The 21,278-nt window shown below is 72.0% G+C and carries 16 protein-coding genes and 1 tRNA gene; 8 read left to right on the top strand and 9 right to left on the bottom strand.

Annotated elements, in window-relative coordinates:
* Nucleotides 1-6 precede the first annotated feature (6 nt).
* The 4 genes from ACZ68P_RS24325 to ACZ68P_RS24310 form a co-directional block, all read right to left on the bottom strand.
* Complete coding sequence (locus tag ACZ68P_RS24325) at nt 7-588, bottom strand: hypothetical protein (RefSeq protein WP_471009527.1); 582 nt, start codon at nt 586-588, stop codon at nt 7-9.
* An 18-nt stretch (nt 589-606) separates the two neighbouring features.
* Entirely contained in the window at nt 607-2,226 is a 1,620-nt protein-coding gene (locus tag ACZ68P_RS24320; RefSeq protein WP_471009525.1) for an MFS transporter, read from the bottom strand.
* Nucleotides 2,227-2,395: 169 nt separating this feature from the next.
* Complete coding sequence (locus ACZ68P_RS24315; RefSeq protein WP_471009522.1) at nt 2,396-5,353, bottom strand: winged helix-turn-helix domain-containing protein; 2,958 nt, start codon at nt 5,351-5,353, stop codon at nt 2,396-2,398.
* 141 nt (nt 5,354-5,494) lie between these two features.
* Nucleotides 5,495-6,346, bottom strand: a complete 852-nt coding sequence (locus ACZ68P_RS24310) for a class II glutamine amidotransferase (protein ID WP_471009519.1) — start codon at nt 6,344-6,346, stop codon at nt 5,495-5,497.
* Nucleotides 6,347-7,033: 687 nt separating this feature from the next.
* Between ACZ68P_RS24310 and ACZ68P_RS24305 the strand changes: the two genes are divergently transcribed.
* The 4 genes from ACZ68P_RS24305 (at nt 7,034) to ACZ68P_RS24290 (ending at nt 10,381) form a co-directional block, all read left to right on the top strand.
* Nucleotides 7,034-7,564 carry a hypothetical protein gene (locus ACZ68P_RS24305; protein ID WP_471009516.1) on the top strand — a complete coding sequence of 177 codons (531 nt, stop codon included), beginning with the start codon at nt 7,034-7,036 and terminating at the stop codon, nt 7,562-7,564.
* 107 nt (nt 7,565-7,671) lie between these two features.
* On the top strand, nt 7,672-8,520 hold the full coding sequence (locus ACZ68P_RS24300; protein ID WP_471009514.1) for a DUF4097 family beta strand repeat-containing protein: 849 nt from the start codon (nt 7,672-7,674) through the stop codon (nt 8,518-8,520).
* Between the two features lie 86 nt (nt 8,521-8,606).
* Complete coding sequence (locus ACZ68P_RS24295) at nt 8,607-9,593, top strand: ATP-binding cassette domain-containing protein (protein ID WP_471009748.1); 987 nt, start codon at nt 8,607-8,609, stop codon at nt 9,591-9,593.
* Nucleotides 9,590-10,381, top strand: coding sequence for an ABC transporter permease (locus ACZ68P_RS24290; RefSeq protein ID WP_471009511.1), 792 nt, complete (start codon nt 9,590-9,592; stop codon nt 10,379-10,381). The genes ACZ68P_RS24295 and ACZ68P_RS24290 overlap by 4 nt, the downstream gene beginning before the upstream one ends.
* 134 nt (nt 10,382-10,515) lie before the next feature.
* Here the strand turns inward: ACZ68P_RS24290 and ACZ68P_RS24285 are convergent, their stop codons facing one another.
* On the bottom strand, nt 10,516-12,795 hold the full coding sequence (locus tag ACZ68P_RS24285; RefSeq protein ID WP_471009508.1) for an LPXTG cell wall anchor domain-containing protein: 2,280 nt from the start codon (nt 12,793-12,795) through the stop codon (nt 10,516-10,518).
* A 235-nt stretch (nt 12,796-13,030) separates the two neighbouring features.
* Here ACZ68P_RS24285 and ACZ68P_RS24280 point away from each other — a divergent pair, with 235 nt between their 5' ends.
* The gene (locus tag ACZ68P_RS24280; protein ID WP_471009505.1) at nt 13,031-13,564 is read left to right on the top strand and encodes a hypothetical protein; all 534 of its coding nucleotides are present in this window, start codon (nt 13,031-13,033) and stop codon (nt 13,562-13,564) included.
* A gap of 106 nt (nt 13,565-13,670) precedes the next feature.
* Here the strand turns inward: ACZ68P_RS24280 and ACZ68P_RS24275 are convergent, their stop codons facing one another.
* Together ACZ68P_RS24275 and ACZ68P_RS24270 are read right to left on the bottom strand one after the other, a co-directional pair.
* Nucleotides 13,671-14,174, bottom strand: coding sequence for a GNAT family N-acetyltransferase (locus ACZ68P_RS24275; protein WP_471009502.1), 504 nt, complete (start codon nt 14,172-14,174; stop codon nt 13,671-13,673).
* Nucleotides 14,175-14,661: 487 nt separating this feature from the next.
* A tRNA-Arg gene (locus ACZ68P_RS24270) sits at nt 14,662-14,734 on the bottom strand.
* A 243-nt stretch (nt 14,735-14,977) separates the two neighbouring features.
* Here ACZ68P_RS24270 and ACZ68P_RS24265 point away from each other — a divergent pair.
* Entirely contained in the window at nt 14,978-16,621 is a 1,644-nt protein-coding gene (locus ACZ68P_RS24265) for a class I adenylate-forming enzyme family protein (RefSeq protein ID WP_471009746.1), read from the top strand.
* Nucleotides 16,622-16,639: 18 nt separating this feature from the next.
* On the opposite strand, the gene ACZ68P_RS24260 is transcribed toward ACZ68P_RS24265, so the two are convergent.
* Nucleotides 16,640-17,911, bottom strand: a complete 1,272-nt coding sequence (locus ACZ68P_RS24260) for a M6 family metalloprotease domain-containing protein (RefSeq protein ID WP_471009500.1) — start codon at nt 17,909-17,911, stop codon at nt 16,640-16,642.
* A 298-nt stretch (nt 17,912-18,209) separates the two neighbouring features.
* On the opposite strand from ACZ68P_RS24260, the gene ACZ68P_RS24255 reads away from it, so the two are divergent.
* A complete protein-coding gene (locus tag ACZ68P_RS24255) occupies nt 18,210-18,875 on the top strand; it encodes a TetR/AcrR family transcriptional regulator (protein ID WP_471009498.1) in 666 nt (221 codons plus the stop codon).
* A gap of 180 nt (nt 18,876-19,055) precedes the next feature.
* Nucleotides 19,056-20,585: an MFS transporter gene (locus ACZ68P_RS24250; protein WP_471009496.1), complete on the top strand. Its 1,530-nt coding sequence runs from the start codon at nt 19,056-19,058 to the stop codon at nt 20,583-20,585.
* A 155-nt stretch (nt 20,586-20,740) separates the two neighbouring features.
* On the opposite strand, the gene ACZ68P_RS24245 is transcribed toward ACZ68P_RS24250, so the two are convergent.
* Nucleotides 20,741-21,253, bottom strand: coding sequence for a MarR family winged helix-turn-helix transcriptional regulator (locus ACZ68P_RS24245; protein WP_471009493.1), 513 nt, complete (start codon nt 21,251-21,253; stop codon nt 20,741-20,743).
* Nucleotides 21,254-21,278: the final 25 nt, after the last annotated feature.

Below are 21,278 nucleotides of genomic sequence, written 5' to 3'. Positions count from 1 at the left end.
GCCTCTCTAGTGGGTCAGGAAGATCTTGAAGGACACGATCAGCAGGCCGAGCAGGAGATTGACCGACGCGGTGATGGCCATCAGCTTCCGGGAGGCTCCGACGCGGCGGGCCGCCGCCACGGACCAGCCCACCTGGCCGGCCACGGCGACGGAGAGCGCCAGCCACAGGGCCCCTCGCACGTCCAGGCCGAGCAGCGGGCTGACGGCCACCGCGACGGCGGGCGGGACGGCGGCCTTGACGATCGGCCACTCCTCCCGGCATACGCGCAGCACCACGCGGCGGTCCAGCGCCCGCTGGGCGAGCCGCGCCCCGAACAGCTGGGCGTGCACGTGCGCGACCCAGAACACGACGCTGGTGAGCATCAGCAGCAGGACCAGCTCCGTGCGCGGGAACGAGCCCAGGGTGCCCGCGCCGATCACCACGGAGGCGGCGAGCATGGAACCGTAGACGCCGCCCGTGTAGTCCGCGTGGGCACGGCGTTCGGCACGGCGCTCGGCCCGGCGTACCTTGTGCGCCGCCGCCGCTGCTTCGGCCGTGGTGTCGGCGGTGGTGTCTTTCGCGGGCGGGCCGTTCCTGTCTTCGGACACGTGCCACTCCCCTCCGGCTCAGCGGGTCGCCCGGGGCGGAACATCGGCCTCCGGCTCCCGTGCGCGGTCCTTCGGAGCGCCCGGCAGGTGCGGAGTGACGAGGAAACTGGCGAGAGCGATGCCGCCGGTGGCCAGGATCGCCGCCTTCAGGCCGTTCAGCTGCGCGGAGGCGTAGGAGTCCGTGACGGCGTCGACCTCGGCGGGCGGCAGTCCGGCACGCTCGGCCGCGGAGCGCACCTGGTCGGTGGAGACGAAGCTGACCCCGGCCTCCAGGGAGACACCGACCGCCGACCGCGCCTCCTCGGACAGCCGGGGATCGTCCTCCACCCGGGTGGTGAAGGCGTGCGCCAGCGAACCGATGAGGATCGACCCGATGAGCGCGGTGCCCAGCGCCGAGCCCAGGTTCTGGGCGGTGAACTGGAGCCCGCCCGCCTCGCTGCGCTCCTCCTCGCCGACACCGGACTGGACGACGTTGCCCAGTTGCGAGGCGAGCAGGCCGATGCCCACGCCCAGCAGGGCCATAGCCCCGGCGAATTGCCCGTCGTCGATGACCGGGTCGATGGTGGCCAGCAGCCAGGTGATGGCCGCGGCCAGGGTCACCAGGGCCAGCCGCACCACCCGGCGCGGGCCCCACACCCGTCCCAGCGGGGAGGCGCACAGGGAGGTCACCAGCATGGTGGCGGAGACCGGGAGCAGGCGCAGCCCCGTCTCGAAGGCGTCGAACCCCTGCACCACCTGCAAGTACAGCGGAATCGCGAAGAAGAGGCCCAGCAGGATGAGGTTCTGGCTCAGCAGGGTCATCAGGCCGGACCGCAGCACGGGCCTGCGCAGGAGCGACAGGTGCACGAGGGGGTCGGCGCCCCGGTGCTCACGGCGTCGCTCCCAGGACCGGAAGGCGGCCAGGACGGCCACCCCGGCCCCGACGACGAAGAGCGTCGGGGCGAAGCCGAGGACGGTGAAGGGAGGATTGCGGGGCTCCACCCATCCCCAGGTGCTGCTCTGCAGCACCCCGAGCACGCAGAGCGCCAGCCCGGAGGCGGAGAGCGCCGCACCCACCCCGTCCAGCTGGGGCCGCCGGCCGGCGGGGGCGGGCGCCGCGATCACCTTGCGGCAGAGCAGGACGGCCAGGACGACCACGACCTCGCCGGCGAAGACCAGCCGCCAGGTGAGATACGTCGTCACCCAGCCTCCCAGCAGGGGGCCGACCGCGATACCGGCGCCGGCGAGCCCGCCGATGATCGCGTAGGCGACGGCCCGGTCCCGCCCTCGGTACGCCTCCGCGACGAGGGCCGCCATGGCGGGCAGCACCATGGCCGCTCCGAGCCCCTCGATCACGGACCAGCCCAGCGTGAGGACCCACAGCGTGGGTGCCACGGCGGTCAGGGCCGAACCCGCGCCGTAGACCGTCATCCCGACGAGGAACATGCGACGGCGCCCCAGGATGTCCCCCAGCCTGCCGCCGATGATCATGAAGGCCGCCATGACCAGCGCGTACAGGGTGATGACGGCCTGGATGGCGGTGACCTCCGTGTCGAAGTCCTCGACCAGCTGGCTGATGGACACGTTCATGACGGCGGTGTCCAGGACCATCAGGAACTGGGCCGCGCCGAGGACGATCAGAGCCCGCCAGTGCTTCACGGTGTCCACCTCGCCATTGCCGGGTCGGCCGCAGGGGTCCGGTGGCGCCGACCGGCAACGGCCGACGCGCACCGCGCCGTTCACCCCAGTGCAACGGACGGACGGACACCGCGCCTCACCCGCCGCGGGGGAGGGGGACGCCCGTCCCCCTCCGGCCGGCACCGCCCGATCAGGAGAGCAGTCCCAGCGCGCGCGCCCGGCGCACCGCGTCGCTGCGGCGGTTCACGGCCAGCTTCCGGTACACGCTCTTGAGGTGGGTCTTCACCGTGTTCACCGACACGAACAGGTCGGCGGCGATCTCCTCCGTCGACATCATCCGGGCCACCCCCTCCAGGACGTCCTGCTCCCGCCCGCTCAGCTCCACGGCGACGAGCGGCTCGGACGGCTCCTCCGGCCGGCCCGGCCCGTCCGCCTGGTGCCCCTCTGATCGGTACGCCCCTGAGCGGCTGGCCACGTCCGGGCGGTGCGCCTCCGGGCGGCTCGGCCTGTCCGTCTGACTCGCCGCGCCCGTCCGGTGGGCCTCCGGGCGGTACGTCTCCGGCCGGTTCGCGGCACCCGGCCGTTGCGCCTCCGTCCTGTGCGCCGCCGCCCTGTCCGTATCCGGCCGGCCGGCCGCTTGTGTCCTCCGGGCCGGCGCCCCTCGCCCCGGGGCGCCCGGTGTGAGCCAGCCCGCTGCCAGGTCGTGCAGCGGTGCCGTGGTCAGCAGGGGCCGGATCCAGGCGCCGGCGTCGAGGAACGGCCGCCGCAGCCGGTCCCGCCGAGCGTCGAGCAGCGCCTCCGTCACGAGGCGGCGGGCGGTGGCGGTGTCTCCCTCGCCCTCGGCGACCTGCGCCCGCACCAGCGCCGCCCTGACGGACACCGCCGGACCGGTCCGGCTCCCGCCGCCGATACTGTCGAGCAGGTCGACGGCCGCCCCCGGGCGCCCCGCGGCGACCTGGATCGCCGCGGCCTCCACCGCCCACAGCGGCTGGGCGCCCGTCACGTCCTGGAGCCCCTCGACGGCTCTGTCCGGGCGCCCTTCGGCCAGGTGCGCGGCGGCGGCGACGAGCGCTTGGCAGCCCGCCGCCCAGGGTGAGACCTCGACGGTGGAGACGCCCGGGTCCGCCGCCTCGACGGCGGCCCGTGTCAGGCCCCTGGCCAGCAGCAGCCGGGCCGAGGCGAGGGCCCGCCCCGCCGCGGGGACCGGATCGCGCGTTCCCGCCGACGGACGGGCCGCCCCCACCGGAAGGCAGGTCGCCCCCAGGGGAGGACAGGCGGCCGTCTCGTCGAGAAGGGCCTGCGCCCGGCCGAGCTTATGGCGGTCCACGGCCACGGCCGCCAGGACCAGCCGTTCGATGCCGGAGCCCGACGGCTGGGGCAGGCCGACCCGCTCAGCCTCGGCCAGCGCCGCCAGGGCCTTGTGCTCGGCCTGGCCGGGCCGGCCGTCCAGATGGTCGAGGAGGGCCAGGTGCCCCAGCGCCTCCTCCCGGGGCAGGACCGTGGAGGCTCCTCCCGGAGTCGCGGCCACGACGGTCAGGGCGGCGCGGGCGTCCTCGTAACGCCCGGCCCACAGCCGGACCGACCCCAAATGGGTCAGCAGCAGCGCGGTCAGCTCGGGATGCTTCTCCAGCAGGTGGGCCGGCACCTCCTGCCGCAGCGCCTCGGCGGCTTCGGCCGCCTTCTCGCCCCGCGCGGCGCACCCGGTGAGCCGCGCGGCCAGCGTCTCCAGCAGCGCACGGCTCAGCCGGGCGGCGGCCGCGTCGGGCACGTCGTCGGTCAGCCGCTCGGCCGCCCGGCCCAGGCGGGCCAGGCCGTGATCGAGATCGCACCGGGACAGGTCACGGGCGGCGCGCACGAGATCCGTCGCCGGACTCGTCGCCCCGGGCCCCATGCGGGCGAACAGCCGGTCCATGTCACCCGAGCGGAGGCCGGTGAAGAGCTGACCGATCGCCAGGTCGTCCACGAGGGCGCCGGCGGCGAGGTCCCAGTCGTCGGCGGCGGCGCTGTGGACGAGCGTCTCCGACAGGAACCCCGCCCGCCGCAGCCACCGCGCGGCCCGCACGTGGAGTTCGGGCTCCAGGCCGGGAAGCCGCTCGCGCAGGTGGGCCCGGAGTATCTCTCCGAAGAGCGGGTGGAGTTGGTACCAGGAGTGGCCGAGGTGCTCGACGAACGCGTTGTCGCGGCACAGCCCGGCGAGGATCGGCCCGGCGTCGGTACGGAGCGTCAGCGCGTCGGCCAGGTCCGGACAGAAGCGTTCCAGGACGCTCACCCGCATCAGGAGGTCCTGGGTCTCCTCCGTCCGCCCCTTGAGGACCTCGGCGAGGAGGAAGTCCGCGACCGTGCTGCGGCCCGCCTCGAACTCCTTCAGGTACAGCTCCGGATCGGCGCTCTCCCGCGCGGCCAGGACGAACAGGCGTAGCCCGGCGGCCCAGCCCCGGGTGCGGTCCACCAGGGCGCGCGAGGCCTGGGCCGGCAGGTCCAGGCCGTGCAGGTCCAGGAGCGCGGCCGCCTCCTCGGCGGTGAAGGCCAGCTCGGCGGCGCGGATCTCCGTCAGTTCACCGGCCGCCCGGTAGCGGTGCAACGGCAGCAGCGGTTCGGTGCGGGTGACCAGGACGAGGCGCAGTCCCCGCCCGGCGTGGTGCAGGACGAACTCCAGCTGCTCCGCGACCTCGGGAGCGGTCACGCGGTCGTAGTCGTCGAGCAGGAGGACCACGGGCCGGTCGCGGTCGTTCAGCTCGGCGGCGAGGGCCGCCAGCAGCTTGCGGTCCACGCCGGTCGCGTCCGCGGGGGCTCCCACCGCGTCGGACGCGGGCGCGCCGGCGGCGCGCAGGGCCTGGAGGACGTACGCCCAGAACACGCCGGGCCGCTGGTCCCCCTCCTCGGCGGTGAGCCAGGCGACCGGCCGCCGCAGCCCGGCGGCCCAGTCGGCGGCCAGCAGGGACTTGCCGGCTCCGGCCGCGCCGTTGAGCAGAGTCAGCGGCGTCCGCAGCGCCTGGTCGAGGTGGTCGACGAGCCGCTGCCGCCGCAGGAACGTCTCCGGCCTCGCGGGCGGGGCGAACCGGGAGCGCAGAAACGGATCGCCCTGGGGATCGGCGTACGGAACGGGCGGAACGACCGGGCCCCGGGCGTCGTCGTAGGTCTTGGCCACGCACTCATCACCCCTGACTGCCAGGGTCACCGCATGGGCCACGCCCCGGCTCTCACAGGATCCCAGCCCTCCCGCCGCGGCGCGCGCCATACCGGCCCGCACCCCTCCCCACCAGCGGGTATGCCGTTCCCCGCGCGGGGCTCACGCCGGACGCGGACCGCCGGGAAGGACCGGCTGGAAGGGAAGGAGGACGTCCTGGCCCGGCTGGACGATCCCGTAACTGCTCTCCGGGACCGCGTTCCAGGCGCCGGGAAGGTCGCCCAGCGGTTCCGACACGATGAGGCGGGTCTCGTCGGAGACGTCCTGGAGGAACGTGGCGTCCGGGTGGAGCGCCCTCAGGGCATCCACCTTCGTGCTGAAGAACAGCGACCGCGAGCGCCCCTCGCTGGAGTAGCGGAAGGCCCATACGCGTTCGCCGTCGGACAGCGCGACGGTCATCTGGAGGGGATGCGGCACGCCGTGGGCGCGCCCCGTGCTCTCGACCAGGCCGGCCATCCGCGCCACGGCCCCGGGCGGGTCGTCCTCCAGGCCGAAGGTCAGGGCCAGGAAGAACATGATCTCGGAGTCGGTGGAGCCCTCGATGTCGGCGTACAGATCCGGATCGACGGCGAGGGCGAGTTCGCGCCGCAGCCGGGGGAACTCGTTGATCATCCCGTTGTGCATCCACAGCCAGCGTCCCTTGCGGAACGGGTGGCAGTTGCTCTGCTGGACGGCCGTGCCGGTCGAGGCCCTGATGTGCGCGAGGAACACGCCCGAGCGGACGTGGAGGGCGATCTCCTGCAGATTGCGGTTGTTCCACGCCGGACCGATGTCCCTCAGGACGGCGGGAGTCGTCGTGTCCGGCGTGTACCAGCCGACGCCGAAACCGTCGCCGTTGGTCGTCTCCACGCCCATGCGTGAGTGCAGACTCTGGTCGATCAGGGAGTGCTGGGGCCGGAACAGCACCTGGTCGAGAAAGACGGGCGTACCGGAATAGGCGATCCAGCGGCACATGGTGAGTCCCCGTTCTCGCGTCGGGACGGAGGGAGCGCCATGTCGCCGGCCGGTGGACCCGCGGGTCGGTGTGACCGGTTCGGTGCCGAAGGACACGGCGGACCGACTTCGCGCCGGATCGCATCGGCTTCTCGCCGATCCCACCGGCTCGCGCCGGTTCGGGCGGGCGTGCCCAGGGCGGCGGCTCGGGGCGGTGGCCCGGGGAACACGCCGTCATCCAGCCCCCTCAGTATCGCGTGCACGGGTTTCCGGGGCACGCGGGAGGCGGCCGGGTCACCCGCGACGGGTGAGGAAGGCCCTGCGGCGCGGCGCGGCGGCGATGTCGTACGTGTACGACGCGGCGGGGCGGACCGTGAGGTCACCTGGGCGCCCAGGGACCCGGAGGACTCCGTCACCCGCACCGACCAGCGGTCGGCTCAGCCGTCTGCTCGGATGAACCGTCGGCCGGAGTGCCGGCCGAGAGCCGGATGGTGCGCCAGGTGACGCCACGCGATGCGCCATGTGGCGCCACATGGCGTCACCCGTGCCACGCCGTACCGTCGGGAAGGTGCCGCCGCCCGTGGCGCGGTGCCGCAACAGCGCCTCCTGGTGACGTTTCCGCAGGTGAGAGGGGTGTATGCGAGGACGCGCCACGGGAGGTGCCATGCGGGGTTGCGAATGGCACCACTGTGCTGCCATGATGGCGTCATGGACCTCACCCCGTATGTCGACACCCTCCGCCGCGAACTGGCGGTGGCCGCCGAAGCAGGCGGCGACGAAGCCCGGGAGCTGGCCGAGCGGCTCACCGCGCCGCTGGAGTCGGCGGCCCGGCTGACGATGCTCAACGTGCTCTCCGCCGCCGCGGGCGAGATCACCCGCGAGCTGGCCCCCGGCTCGGTCGACGTACGGCTGCGCGGGCTCGACCCCGACTTCGTGGTGACGCCGCCGCCCACCGGCAGTGGCTCCCCCGCCGAGCCGGCCGCGGCGTCCGAACCGCTCACGGCCCCGGCCCCGGCCCCGGCCGCCGCCGAGGGCGACGAGGGCGGCACGGCCCGCGTCAACCTGCGCCTGCCGGCCCACCTCAAGGCCAGGGTCGAGGAGACCGCGAACCGCGAGGGCCTGTCGGTCAACGCGTGGCTCGTACGGGCCGTCTCCGCCGCGGTCGACGGCGGCACCCGGCCGCGTACGGCCGAGCGGGCCCAGACCATCGGCCAGAGCATCACCGGCTGGGTGCGCTAGCCGCTCCCCGCCCGCCCGCGTCACCCCAGCAGGTCACCCGCACCACTTCACCCACACCACGTCCCACCAGCGGGGACGCCCTGAAGACCCAAGAGGACGGGACAGCCATGCCTTCTTTCGACACTCCCGAGCCGATCGCCGTCTCCGCGCACGTGGAGGGCGGCGCCATCCGGTTCTCCGCCGGCGACCGCCTCGACACGCTCGTCGACGTGCGGCCCCGCGACCCCAAGAAGGAGCAGGACGTGCGGACGGCCGAGCGGACCGAGGTCACCTACTCCGGCGGTGTCCTGACCGTCAGGACGCCCAAGTCCACCCTGCTCGGCCTCGGCCGTACGGGCATCGTGGACGTGTCGGTCGAACTGCCCACCGGCTCGCGGATCGACATGACCGGCGCCTGGGCCCAGGTGCTCGGCGAGGGCCGGCTGGGCGAGGTGCGCGTGAAGACGTCGTCCGGCGACGTCCGGCTCGACACGACCGGGCCGCTGCACCTGAAGGCGTCGCACGGGTCCATCACCGTCGACCGGGTCGAGGGAACCGCCGACATCACGACCAGTTCCGGCCGGCTGCGCGTCGGCCTCGTCGACGGCGCCGCCGTCCTGAAGAACTCGCACGGCACCACGACCGTCGGCGCCGCGACCGGCGAACTGCGCGTGAGCGGCGCCAACGGCGACATCGAGATCGGTCGCGCCGGGGACTCGGTGACCGCCACCACCGCCCACGGCGCCCTGCGGGTGGCCGAAGTGGCCCGCGGCGCCGTCCAGCTGGAGACCTCCTACGGCGCCATCGAGGTCGGCATCCGCGCGGGCACCGCCGCCTGGCTCGACGTCAGCTCCGACCGGGGGCAGGTGCGCAACACCCTCACCGCGTCCGACGCCCCGGAGGGGACCGAGGACACCGTCAAGGTCCGCGCCCGGACGCGCTGGGGCAACATCGACGTGCGCCGCGCGAAGGTCTGAGCGCCCCCCTCGATCAGCTCGCCCGCTCCATCCCTCGTCCACCTCACCTCACCCTTCGATCGGAGGGCCTCATGCCTTCTTCTGTCATGTCCACGTCCAACAACAGGGGTGGTCCCCGGACGCCCGCGGCCGTCTCCGCCATCGGTCTGCGCAAGTCCTACGGTGACAAGACCGTCCTCGACGGCATCGATCTGCACATCCCGGAAGGCACGGTCTTCGCGCTGCTGGGTCCGAACGGCGCCGGCAAGACCACCGCGGTGAAGATCCTGTCCACCCTCATCACCGCCGACGGCGGGCAGGCCCAGATCGCGGGCCACGACCTCGCCACCGCCCCCCAGGCCGTGCGCGCCGCGATCGGGGTCACCGGACAGTTCTCCGCCGTCGACGGCCTGATCACCGGCGAGGAGAACATGCTCCTCATGGCCGACCTGCACCACCTGCCCCGGCGTGAGGGGCGCCGGGTCACCGCCGAACTCCTGGAACGCTTCGACCTCACCGACGCCGCGAAGAAGCCGGCCTCCACCTACTCCGGCGGCATGAAACGCCGCCTCGACATCGCCATGACCCTGGTCGGCGATCCCCGCGTCATCTTCCTCGACGAACCCACCACCGGCCTCGACCCCCGCTCACGCCACAACATGTGGCAGATCATCCGCGAACTGGTCACCGGCGGCGTCACCGTCTTCCTCACCACCCAGTACCTCGAAGAAGCCGACCAGCTCGCCGACCGCATCGCCGTCCTCCACGACGGCACCATCGCCGCCCACGGCACCCCCGAGCAGCTCAAACGCCTCGTCCCCGGCGGCCACGTCCGCCTCCGCTTCACCCACCCCACCACCTACCGGAGCGCCACCACCACCTTCACCCACGCCACCCGCGACGACGACGCCCTGACCCTGCGCATCCCCAACGACGGAACCCAGCGCGAACTGCGCCACCTCCTCGACCAACTCGCCGCCGCCGGCCTGGAAGCCGACGAACTCACCGTCCACACCCCCGACCTCGACGACGTCTTCTTCGCCCTCACCGCCGACACCCACCTCCCCCACCAGGCCAAGGAGACCCACCGATGAGCTCCCTCACCCTCGCCGCCCGCGACACCATCACCATGCTGCGCCGCAACCTCCTGCACGCCCGCCGCTACCCCTCCCTCACCCTCAACCTCCTCCTCACCCCCGTCATGATGCTGCTGCTCTTCGTCTACGTCTTCGGAGACGTCATGAGCACCGGCATCGGCGGCGCCGACGCCGACCGCTCCGACTACATCGCCTACCTCGTCCCCGGCCTGCTCCTGATGACCATCGGCAGCACCGCCATCGGCACCGCCGTCTCCGTCTCCACCGACATGACCGAAGGGATCATCGCCCGCTTCCGCACCATGGCCATCCACCGCGGCTCCGTCCTCATCGGACACGTCATCGGCAGCGTCCTGCAATGCGTCCTGAGCGTGCTCCTCGTCGGCGCCGTCGGCGTGGCCATCGGATTCCGCTCCACCGACGCCACCCTCCTGGAATGGCTGGCCGCCTTCGCGCTCCTCGTCCTCTTCGCCCTGGCACTCACCTGGATCGCCGTCGGCATGGGCCTCATCAGCCCGAACGCCGAAGCCGCCAGCAACAACGCGCTGCCCCTGATCTTCCTCCCGCTCATCTCCAGCACCTTCGTACCCCTGGACGCCATGCCGGGCTGGTTCCGGCCGATCGCCGAGTACCAGCCCTTCACCCCCGCCATCGAGACCCTGCGCGGCCTCCTCCTCGGCACCGAGATCGGCCACAACGGCTGGCTCGCACTCGCCTGGTGCCTGGCGCTCACCGCGCTCGGTTACTTCTGGTCGAAGTCGGTCTTCAACCGCGACCCGAAGTGACCCTCCGGCCGCCCCCAACCGATCGTGATCACCTGGTCGTCGCTCTATCCGGTTGCCCCCCGCCCCGGGGACGCGAGAGGGCCCTTCCCGACCTCGGGAAGGGCCCTCTCGTCGCTCTGCGAATGCCGTGCCGGTCAGCTCTCGGTGTTCGCCCGACGACGACGCCACCAGACGAGCGCGCCACCAGCGACGATCGCGGCGGCGGCGATGCCGCCGATGAGGCCGACGGGGGTGTCGCTGCCGGTGTCGGCCAGGTCGCCGTCAGGGTCCTTCGGGCCGGGCCCGCCGGTCGTCGGCGCCGGATCCGTCGGCGTCGGGTCCGGCTTCTCCGTCCCGGTCGGGGACGGCGTCGGCTTGCCGGTGTCGGTCGGGGCCGGCGTGGGGGTGGGGGTGCCGCCCTCGGAGTGGCCGGCGCTGTTGCCGCCGAACATCAGGTTGCCGTCCTGGTGCGGGTCGTCGGCGATCGTGTCGACCGCGAAGCCGACCGTGCGGGGCTTGTAGCGCTGCTCGGTACGGAAGCGGACGGGCTCCATGTTCCGCTTGGGCTGCTTGGAGAAGTCGACCCCGCCCACGGTGTAGACGTAGACGTCCTCGCCGTTGGACCACTTGTACTTGAAGGTGCCCTCGGTGAACGCCTTGTAGTAGCGGTCCCAGACCTGCTTGCCGGTCCACTCGCGGTGGGGGGCGCGCAGCGGCCAGCGCGTCACGTCGTTGCTGTTGATGACCTTGCGGTACTCGGCGGGCATGTCGGAGGCGTTCTGACGGACCCACTCGGCGGCGACGCGGGCGGTGTAGACCCGTCGCAGGTCGGCGTAGTAGCCGCCGTTGTTGACCTTGTCGGAGACGATGGGGGTGATGTAGCGGTCGAGAACGCGGTCGGACTGCTGCGTCTCGGCCTCGGTGAGGTCGCAGCCCTTGCCGCCGGGCGGCCGCGTGGTGGTCTCCTGCGGCACCGTGGACAGCTTCAGAGGGGTGTCGAGGATGTGGATGCCGCCGTCCTGCTCGCGCACGACCGCGGTCTCCGGCTCGATCCAGTAGCGGAACCCGGCCCAGCAGGGGAAGCCGTTGCGCTTGGGCAGGGCGTTCATGAAGTCGCGACCCGCGTCCGTCTCGGGATCCATGGCCTTGAAGATGTCGTGCTTCAGCTCCAGGTCCGCTTCCAGCAGGACCCGGCCGGCGTCGGTCTTGCCGAACTTGGAGTCGATGATGCGGTTCGGCTCGTCCGGGTTGAGGTTCACCCAGAACGTGGACGGGTCCAGGGCGAGCCAGGTGAAGAACGCGTCGGAGATCAGGTTGCCCTTCTCCTGGCCGCCCCACCCGGCCGCGTACTCGTCCTCCACCGACTTGGCGGAGAACGCGTAGTCCAGTCCCTTTCCGCCCTTGCCCTTGCCGATGTACCGCAGGTCGAGGGTGGTGAAGTCGATGCCGCCGAGGCCGCGGTTCATCAACGCCCGGTCCCCGGTCCTGCCCAGCCGGTCGAGCTGCTCCTTCAGCGTCTGCGGGTTCGGCGGGGACTGGTTGATCACCTGGTTGCCGGAGCCCCGGGACCCGGTGGCGGTGCCGTTGCCGGGCGACATCGTCGTACCGTTCGCGCGGTACGGTCCGTTCTCGGTGCCCTTGGGGGGCACTCCCTTGTGGTGGGACTGGTAGTTGTAGGAGCGGACCCGGTCACGGCCGATCTCGTCCTTGCCGGCGGTGTCCTTCAGCTCCTTCATGAAGTTCTTGGCGTCGCGGGTCTGGTTCTCGGCGAACACGTAGGTGTACTTGTAGGAGCGCCAGCCGCCGTTCTTCGCCCAGGCCCGGTCCGCGGGCTTCTCGCGACCGTCGGGGCTGCCGTTGGACTTCACCTCCACGATCTCCCGGGTGCGCTTGTTGTAGGCGTCCAGCCGGCGCAGGTGGCGTTCACCGGTGTCGGGATCGGTGAAGTAGAACTCCTTCTCGCAGATCCAGTCCGGGCCGGTCAGGCCCATCTCGCGCACGACCTTGGCCATGAACGCCTTGCCGCGGGCGTCGTAACCCTGGTTCGGGATGTAGACCTTCGACAGGTAGTCCGCGAAGTTCGTCCACCGCTTCTGCGCGTTGAACCGGGCGTAGATGCGGCGCGGGTCGCTGTGTTCGTACTTCTTGTAGTCGCTGCCCGCCGCGTTCAGCTCGGCCTGGGTGGGGGTGAGGCCGTCGAACTGGAGGCCGGGGTTGACGAAGTCGTACGTGTCCCAGCGGTCCACCGCTCGGGAGGCGTCCCCCTGGGGCAGACGGCCGGTGGGTACGTTCGTCACCCGGTACATCTCGTCACAGCGCTTGCCGGGCTTGGGCGCCGGCGGCTTCGGCGCGGCCTCGGCGACGCCGGTGACGGGCTGGCCGGTGACGGTGATGACGGTGGCGCAGGCGAGCGCGATCAGGCTTCTCCTGAGCACACGCCAGCGGCGTGATATTCGTGCCGGCTTCACAATGCTTCCCCCCGGGAGCCCCACGGGTCGGATTCGGGCTGTGTGGCGCCAGGGCCCCCGCTGCTCGTGTGGGCGCCGCACAAGCGCTCCGATACTAGGGCGCTCCTTTGCCGATGCAACGGCATTTGAGTGGCGGAGGGTGTGTCAAGTCCGTGGAGATCCGTGGGTGTTACGGTCCGGGTGGCGACTAGGCTTGGCTGACGTGAGTGATGAAACCTGGGACCACGAGGACGACTACGTCGTCGCCGAGCGCATCGACGAGGCCCACGCGGACAACCCCCGCCTCACGGGGTGGCTGGCGGAACAGCAGGGCCGCTTCGACGACTGGAACCGCCGCCACGGCGGCGCGTGGGACTTCAGCGAGCGCTCGCTCGACCGCATGGAGGCGCTCATCCGCGAGCACGTCACCTCGGTCGACGACCTGTTCACTCGCGAACACACGCCGATGATCCAGGTCGCCTGCTGGTACGTCGGCGAGGTCCACAACCGCACCCGCGGCACCGAGTGGCGCATGGCCCCCACCCCCGCCGACAGCCACCCCTGGTCGGCCCGCCCCTACGTCATCGTCCCCTTCGCCCGCCTGCACGACTACGAGGACCCGGAGGGCATCGACCTCGACGCCCGCCCCCAGCACCACCCCCTGAACAGCTTCCTCACCCTCCTCCGCGACGACCCCGCGTCGGCCCAGGGCTCGCTCCGCGGCGAACTGGAGGACTACGACCCCGACGCCGACTGAGCCTCCGGCCGCCGGACACCGCGTCGGCTGGGACTCGGCATCCCTGGCGCTCCGTCGGAGCGCACCGAAGCACGTCAGCATGAAGCCCGGGGAGCGTGCTCTCGCGTCACGGCAACGAGCGTGTGAGCCAGGCCACTTCACCGTTGTCTTCCGTTGAAACGTGATCTCGCTCGAACCCGAGCTTCTCAAGGACACGCAACGACGGTGTGTTCCACGTGCCGACGGTCGACCAGAGCCGTTTCCGCCCGGTCGCGACAGCCGCATCGAGCACCGCGCCGGCCGCCTCGGTGGCGTAGCCACGCCCATGGGCGCGCTGGAACAGCTCATAGGCGATTTCCGGCTCCTCCAGGGTGGAGCGGCCGATGATCAGCCCGCAGTAGCCGATGAAGTCGCCTTCGTCGCGACGCTGGATGGGCAACAGGGCGATCCCCGTACTCGCCGTCGCGGTGAGCAGTTCAGCGATCGACGTCCGGATGTGCTCAACCGTGGGGGTCCCCTTGCCGCGTTCGGAGAGGAGTGCGCAGAACTCAGCGGCGTCCGACTCGGCCCATGGCCGCAGTATCAGCCGCTCGGTCTCAAGGTGGAACGGCATCGCCTGGTACGTAGTCATGCCACCACTCTGCCCACGGATCATCACGTCTACAGCCGGCGTACGCGCTGCCTCAGGCGGTTGAGCCCATGGCGGGTCTTCTGTGACCCCCGCTTTCGGGTGGGGAGGCCAGAGCTGCCGCGGAGGCCTGATGCCGAGCCTTCTCCCAGCCGGCTGCGCTGAGCGCGCGGGGACAGTTCTGCGACGCCCCAGTCCCTTGCCGACGGGTTCGCCGGCATCACCCCCCCTGTCTGTCGGGAGCTTCGCGTGCTTGGCTGTCCATCCTCGATCGAGCCGTCCAGCCGCACCTCGCGGTTCCTCACCGGGCGGCTGAAGACCATGCGGCAGGGCTCGGGGGCCGTCGAGGCCTTGGCCACCCTCGCCCCGTCGTCGGCCCAGGCCGGGGCAGCGGTGATGCGCCGCCTTCCGGCACGTGGGAGGCACGGCCGTGATCATGCAGAAGGGCCGGCACCGGGGACATGCGCCCCTGTGCCGGCCCTTCTCTCTGTGCCCCCGGCAGGATTCGAACCTGCGACACCCGCTTTAGGAGAGCGGTGCTCTATCCCCTGAGCTACGAAGGCGTGAGTGATCAGGGACAGCCTAGCGGATGGAGCGCGGGATGCTGGAGGGGGTTTACGGGCGGGCCCCCGGGTCCGTCGCGGGCCCGGCAGGGGGACCCCTGGCCGGGCGGCGTCGGTTGGCCCGCCGGGCGGTCGGGGCGTCGGGGTGTGCGATCGTCGGGGGCGGGGTTGATCCTGGTGCGGGGGCGGCATGGCGTCGGTCGGGCCGGGTGAGCGAGCGCTGAGGAGTGAGGCGAAGTGGGCGTGCCGTACGACGACCCGGGTGCGCGGGGCGCCGCGGAGGCCGTGGCCGCGCGGTTGGCCGAGGAAGGGGCGCCGTTCGCCGTCGAGGGCGGGGTGTACGTCGACGGGGCCCGGACCCTGCGGGAGTTCGTGGAGGTCACCTGGGCGTACGGAGACCGGCCGTTCCTGGTGTCCGAGAGCGGCACGACGAGCTATCGGGAGTTCTTCGACGCCGCCTGCGGACTCGCCCGGCGGTTCGTCGACGTGTACGGGCTGCGGCCCGGCGACCGGGCCGTCGTCGCCATGCGAAACCATCCGGAGTGGCAGATCGCCTTCTGGGCCGCCCAGCTCGCCGGGCTCGTCGCCGTTCCCCTCAACGCCTGGTGGACCGAGGAGGAGTTCGCGTACGCCCTGGACGACTGCGCGCCCGGTGTCCTCCTCGTCGACGGCGAGCGGGTCGACAGGGTCCGGCGCTGGGCACGGGAGCGCCGGGTGCCCGGGATCGTCTTCCACGGGGAGGCGACCGAGGGGTTCGAGGCGTACGTGCCCGACACCGACCCCCTGCTCGGGCCGCCCCTCGTCGACGTCCTGCCCGAGCACGACGCCACCATCGTCTACACCTCCGGCACCACCGGCCGGCCCAAGGGCGCCGTCGCCACCCACCTCGCGCAGGCCGGAGCCGCGACGAACCCGCGGTACTTCGCCGCCGCCTCCGCCCTCGCCCGCGGGCTGCTCCCGGGACAGGGCCCCGCGCCCGTCTCGCTCACCACCTTCCCCTTCTTCCACGTGGCCGCCTTCACGTCCCTGTACTCCGTCATGGCGGCGGGCGGCTCCCTCGTCCTGATGCGGAAGTGGGACGCGGCCGACGCGCTGGAACTCATCCGGAAGCACCGCGTCACGCACTACGCGGGCGTCCCGACCACGGCCCTGCAACTGCTCGACCTGGCCGAACGCACCGGTGACCCGCTCGACAGCCTCACCATGCTGAACACCGGCGGCGCCGCCGCCCCGCCCGAGATCGTCGCCCGCGTCACCGCCCGCCACGGTGACCGGATCGAGCCCCGGAACGGTTACGGACTCACCGAGACCTGCGGCGGCGTCCTCGCCAACTTCGGTGCCGAGTACCGTGCGGACCCGCGCAGCGTGGGCCGTCCCGCCCCCGCCGTCGAGGTACGGGTCGACCGGCCCGACGCCGACGGGGTGGGGGAGCTCCTGCTCCGGGGCCAGTCCCTCGTCCGGGGCTACTGGAGGGACGAGCGGGCGACCCGTGAGGCCTTCACCGAGGACGGCTGGTTCCGCACCGGGGACCTCGCCCGCGTCCGTGACGGGCGGGTCACCGTCGTCGACCGGATCAAGGACATGGTGATCCGCGGCGGCGAGAACGTGTACTGCGTCGAGGTCGAGGCCGTCCTCCACGACCATCCCGACATCGTCGACGCCGCCGTCCTCGGCCTGCCGCACCCGGTCCTCGGCGAGGAGGTCGCGGCCGTGGTGCGGCTGCGCCCGGGGGCCACCGTCACCGCCGACGAGCTGCGCGCGCATGTCGGCGCGTTTCTGGCCGCCTTCAAGGTGCCCGCCCACGTCGTCGTACGGGACACCGAACTGCCCCGCAACCCGGCCGGGAAGATCCTCAAGCGGGAGCTGAGGGCGACTCTGGCTCTCTGACAGCGCGGGGCCCTGGTGTCAGGTGCGGGTGACGCGGACGCGGTAGCGGCCGGAGGAGTCCTCCTTCAGCACTGTGATCCGTATGCCGTTCGTCCGGTCCGTGAAGGTCTCGCCCGGGCGGTACGTCGCGTCCGAGAGCTCCGCGTGCACGTTCGGTCGGCGCGTGCAGCCGCCGCTGTCCTGCCGGCTGTCCGACACGGTCACCGGCCCGTGCCCCGTGTCCACGTCCGACTCGACCCGGTAGATCAGGACGCCCGGGCGGCAGACCGCGTGGTCGTTGCCGTTCTGGGTGCGCACCTCGACGGCGTAGCCGGAGGTCTCGGAGAGCGGTACGAAGGCCAGTTTCGCGCCGCCCGTGGTGGCCAGCGGGGTGAGGACGATGTCGCGGATGCCCGTACCGGACGCGCAGGAGACCTGGTCGTCGTCGAGCCAGCCCAGCTTCCACTTGTGCCAGCCGAGGAGGTCGTTGTTGGCCCCCCAGTCCTCGGACATGATGTCCCAGTGCCCCACCGTGCCCCCGCCGTCCACGGTGTAGAGGTCGGGAAGGCCGAAGACGTGCCCGTTCTCGTGCGGCAGCACCCGGTAGCCGGTCTGGTGGTACGTCCCCGAGCCGTCGTCCTGGCGGCTGTAGACGAAGGACGTGTGGGAGAGCGGGACCCCGTCCGCGTAGGGCGCCTCGTCGTTCCCGGAGAAGGTGACGGACAGGACGGTGTCCAGGGCCGAGGGCCCGGCGTTCGGTGTGACCAGGACGTTGACCAGGTCGTACGCGCTGAAGTCGATCTTCGTGTCGGCGACCTTGACGAGGTCCTCGACGAGCGAGCGGTAGCCCGGTTCGTACGGTGAGCCGCGCTCTATCCCGTACGAGGAGAAGGGCTTGGGCATCCGCAGCCACTCGGGTATCGGGGTCTCGGGACGGTAGACGAGCCGTCCGTAGGAGCTGACCCGGAACCAGTCGGTGGTCTGCGGGAAGAACTCGCGGTAGCGCCCCAGGGCGGTTCCCTCGCCCTGGGCGTCCGGGAAGTCGATCATCAGGTTGAGGGCCTTGAGCTGCCCGGTGGCACGGGCGTATCCGGGCGAGGTGGGCAGCCCCTCCGACATCTGCACACCCAGCGTCGTCGCGATCCGGCACGGGCCCAGCGGCGAGTTCTCGGGCGCCGCGGCCACGGGGCCCGCCGTGGCCGGAGCGGGCCCGGGCAGGGTCGAGCTGGCCGAGGTCAGGGCGGCGAGGGCCAGTGCCGCCGCCGCGGCCAGGGCGAGGGGTCTGCATATCCGCCGGCAGGTGTGCTGCATACGGTCGCCTCTCTGATCCGGGCTCTCGCTGTGCGATCAGCCTGTGACGAGGGGCGCGGGGGCGCGCGCCGGGTGGCCCGATCGTGGGATTTCGCGCCCGGGAGGAGAGGTGTGGCTCAGGTCACACGGAAGGCCGGAAATAACCGGGGAGCGCGTCCCCGTTTACGCCTGTGTTCGACGAAGTGGGGACCTGGTCCCCGGATGGCGGCCCAGGCCGGTCGCCTGACCGACGGACCGCCCGAGAGGCCAACCGCGAGACCGCCCGGCCGACCGACCGAAGATTCGAAGGAGAGGTGGCGTGAGCACCACCGCCGACACCGCGCCCACCGTCCGCCGCGCACCGCGCCCGCGGGCCGACGCCCTGCGCAACCGCGAGCGGATCGTGGCGGCGGCCCGTGAGATGTTCGTCGAGTTCGGCCCGCAGGTGCCGCTCGACGAGATCGCGCGGCGCGCCGGCGTCGGCAACGCCACGCTCTACCGGAACTTCCCCGACCGCACCGACCTCATCCAGGAGGTCGTCGTCTCCGTGATGTGCCGCACCACCGACCTGGCGGAGCGGGCGGCCGCCGAGGAGGCCGACACCTTCGAGGCGCTGCGCCGCTTCACCCACGCCGCCGCCGACGAGCGGATCGGCGCGCTGTGCCCGATGCTCGACGGCACCTTCGACCAGAACCACCCCGAACTGCACGCCGAACGCGACCGGTTGGAGGAGGCCGTGCAGGCCCTCGTCGACCGGGCGCAGCAGGCCGGCAGGCTCCGCGCCGACGTCGGTGTCGGGGACCTGATGGTGGCCGTCTCCCAGCTCACCCGCCCGCTCCCGGGCACCGGCTGCCTGAACATGGACCGTTTCGTCCACCGCCACCTGCAGCTGTTCCTGGACGGCCTCGAAGCGCCCGCGCGCTCCGTGCTGCCCGGGTCGGCCGCCACTCTGGAGGATCTGCGGGGCGCCTCTCATGCGTCGTGACCCCGCCCTGACCGTCCCGTAGTCCCGATCGGGTCACGCCGTCCCGGCCCGACCGTTCGTTCCGTACTTCCTGTCTCCGCACGTCCGTCGACCTTCCTCGACGGCCACGACCTTCCGTACTCCGTATCCGTACTCAGTACGTCCGTTTTCTCCTTTACGCATCAAGAGGTGGCTACCCCCATGTCCGAAACGGATCCCCGGCGCTGGAAAGCGCTGGTCTTCATCGCCCTCGCCCAGCTGATGGTCGTGCTCGACGCGACGATCGTGAACATCGCGCTGCCCTCCGCCCAGCAGGACCTGGGGATCTCGGACGGCAACCGGCAGTGGGTCATCACGGCCTACGCCCTCGCCTTCGGCGGTCTGCTGCTCTTCGGCGGCCGCATAGCCGACCTGTGGGGCCGTAAGCGCACCTTCGTCGTCGGCCTGATCGGCTTCGCCGCCGCCTCCGCGCTCGGCGGGGCCGCGAACGGCGAGGCCATGATGCTCGGCGCCCGTGGCCTGCAGGGCGCGTTCGGCGCGCTGCTCGCACCGGCCGCGCTGTCGCTGCTCGCGGTGATGTTCACCGACGCCAAGGAGCGCGCCAAGGCCTTCGGCATCTACGGCGCGATCGCCGGTGGCGGCGGCGCCGTGGGTCTGATCCTCGGCGGTTTCCTCACCGAGTACCTGAACTGGCGCTGGACCTTCTTCGTCAACATCCCCTTCGCCATCGTCGCCGCCGTGGGCGCGTACTTCGTGATCCGCGAGCCGGCCGGCGGCCGCAACCGCTCGCCGCTCGACATCCCGGGCGTCGTCCTGTCCACGCTGGGCCTGGTCGCGCTCGTCTACGGCTTCACCCGCGCCGAGTCCGAGGGCTGGTCCGACACCACCACGATCGGTCTCTTCGTCGGCTCGGCCGTGCTGCTCGCCGCGTTCGTCCTCACCGAGGCGAAGGTCAAGTCCCCGCTGCTCCCCCTGCGCGTCCTGACCGAGCGCAACCGCGGCGGTGTCTACCTCTCCCTCGGCCTCGCCGTCATCGCGATGTTCGGCCTGTTCCTGTTCCTGACGTACTACCTCCAGATCGTGAAGGGGTACTCGCCGGTCAAGACGGGCTTCGCGTTCCTTCCGATGATCGCGGGCATGATCGTCGGTTCCACCCAGATCGGTACGCGCCTGATGACGCGGGTTCCCCCGCGCTGGCTGATGGGCCCCGGCTTCCTCACGGCGGCCGTCGGCATGCTGCTGCTGACGCAGCTGGAGATCGGCACCTCGTACGCCGGTCTGATCCTGCCCGCCCAGCTGCTGCTCGGCCTGGGCATGGGTACGGCCTTCATGCCGGCGATGTCGCTGGCGACGCACGGTGTGGACCCGCGGGACGCCGGTGTGGCCTCCGCGATGGTCAACACCTCGCAGCAGGTCGGCGGCGCCATCGGTACCGCGCTGCTCAACACCATCGCCGCCTCGGCGACGACCGCGTTCCTCGCCGACCACGCGGCCGGCGCGACCACCCCGGCCGCCCAGAAGCTGCTCCAGCTCCAGGGCATGGTCGAGGGGTACGCGGCGGCCATCTGGTGGGCGGTCGGCATCCTGGTCGTCTCGGCCGCGATCGCCGTCACCCTCATCAACACGGGCAAGCCGCAGATGTCGGCCCCGGCCGGCTCCGGTTCGGACTCCGGCACCGGGTCCGCCGACGGGGCGCAGGACGAGGTGAAGATCCCGGTCGTCATGCACTGACCGGCCCGCGGCCGCCCTGGCGGGCTCCTGTCTCCTCCGCCCGGGCTGCCGATGCCCCAACTGCCGATGCCGGCCTCCGATGCCCCGGCTGCCGATGACCCGGCCCTCTCCGCCGCGGCTTCCTCGGCCCCGGCTCCCTCTGCCCTGGTTCCGCGTCAGCGGAGCCAGGGCAGATCCGCGCCCGGGTCCGCCGGCTGGAGGCCCTCGGCCATCACCTTCATGATCACGCCGAGCTGCTCCACCTGCTCGGGGGTGAGCCGGTCGAACATCGCCTGGCGCACGGCGGCGACATGGCCCGGCGCGGACCGCTCCAGGACGGCGAAGCCCTCGTCCGTGAGGTACGCGAACTGGCCGCGCTTGTCGGAGGGGCAGTCCTCCCGGAGCACCCAGCCGTTCTTCTCCAGGCGGGCGACGGCGTGCGAGAGCCTGGACCGGGTGATCTTGGCGCCCTTGGCCAGCTCGGTCATCCGCAACCGCCGCCGGGGCGCCTGGGAGAGCTGGACGAGGAGGCCGTAGTAGACGTGCGGCATCCCGGCATCACGCTGGAGCTGGCGGTCGAGGTGGTCCTCGAGGAGGGTGGTGGCGTGGAGGTACGCGCGCCATACGTGCTGTTCCTCGTCGCTGAGCCAGCGGGGTTCGGTCGCCGTGACCTTCGGTGCCGTGTTCATGGATCCAGCCTACGACCCATTCTTG

It is taken from the genome of Streptomyces sp. NPDC036822, assembly GCF_055609145.1.
The sequence above is the reverse complement of the archived record's forward strand: the minus strand, read 5'-3'. Positions and strand labels throughout refer to the sequence as shown.

Coding starts and splice junctions, on each gene's coding strand:
- ACZ68P_RS24310 (WP_471009519.1), bottom strand. CDS start 6,346: ATGTGCCGCTGGATCGCCTATTCCGGTACGCCCGTCTTTCTCGACCAG.
- ACZ68P_RS24305 (WP_471009516.1), top strand. CDS start 7,034: ATGGACCTCACCCCGTATGTCGACACCCTCCGCCGCGAACTGGCGGTG.
- ACZ68P_RS24300 (WP_471009514.1), top strand. CDS start 7,672: ATGCCTTCTTTCGACACTCCCGAGCCGATCGCCGTCTCCGCGCACGTG.
- ACZ68P_RS24295 (WP_471009748.1), top strand. CDS start 8,607: ATGTCCACGTCCAACAACAGGGGTGGTCCCCGGACGCCCGCGGCCGTC.
- ACZ68P_RS24290 (WP_471009511.1), top strand. CDS start 9,590: ATGAGCTCCCTCACCCTCGCCGCCCGCGACACCATCACCATGCTGCGC.
- ACZ68P_RS24275 (WP_471009502.1), bottom strand. CDS start 14,174: ATGACTACGTACCAGGCGATGCCGTTCCACCTTGAGACCGAGCGGCTG.
- ACZ68P_RS24260 (WP_471009500.1), bottom strand. CDS start 17,911: ATGCAGCACACCTGCCGGCGGATATGCAGACCCCTCGCCCTGGCCGCG.
- ACZ68P_RS24250 (WP_471009496.1), top strand. CDS start 19,056: ATGTCCGAAACGGATCCCCGGCGCTGGAAAGCGCTGGTCTTCATCGCC.
- ACZ68P_RS24245 (WP_471009493.1), bottom strand. CDS start 21,253: ATGAACACGGCACCGAAGGTCACGGCGACCGAACCCCGCTGGCTCAGC.